This window comes from Deltaproteobacteria bacterium (assembly GCA_011773515.1).
In the GTDB taxonomy this organism is placed as follows: domain Bacteria; phylum Desulfobacterota; class Deferrimicrobia; order J040; family J040; genus WVXK01.
In genome coordinates this window covers 20952-21373 of sequence record WVXK01000099.1, presented here as the reverse complement: position 1 = coordinate 21373, position 422 = coordinate 20952, and the positions used below count along the sequence as shown (strand labels likewise).

Here is a 422-nt window from a genome sequence, read left to right as displayed (position 1 = left end):
GCGCGTCACGTCGGGTACGGCGACGGCGACCTTTTCGCCGGCCTTCACGATTCGCGCAAGAGGCGGGAGGTCAAGGGGGGCATCGAGGGCCCTCTCGATGAGCTCCCCGGGATCTTTCGCGACCGCTGGCGCCAAAGGCCGCAAATGGACCGCTTTCTCCCGCAGCGCCCCGGGGAGGGAAATGGTCCGGTCTCCGTAGCGAAGGTCCGCCTCCCCCGGCAGGTCCCGGCCGGTCATAAACCGTACCCCCCGTCGACGCCGATGACCTCGCCGGTAATGTAGGGGGGGGCCTGCACCAGAAACAGCACGGTCTTGGCCACCTCGTCGGACATCCCCAGCCTGCCGGCGGGAATCTTTTTCAGAACGTCCTCCAGCTCCGCGCCGCCGGGCAGATCCGGCCTCGAGATTATCCCCGGGGAGAC

General features: G+C 68.0%; 2 protein-coding genes. Both read right to left on the bottom strand.

Annotated features, from left to right (window positions below; translation table 11 throughout):
- Nucleotides 1-237, bottom strand: a 237-nt coding sequence (locus GTN70_10710) for a DUF2088 domain-containing protein (GenBank protein ID NIO17438.1), incomplete at its 3' end; no start/stop codon positions are given.
- A partial coding sequence (locus tag GTN70_10705; GenBank protein ID NIO17437.1) for an SDR family oxidoreductase occupies nucleotides 234-422 on the bottom strand: 189 nt, incomplete at its 5' end. The genes GTN70_10705 and GTN70_10710, both read right to left, overlap by 4 nt.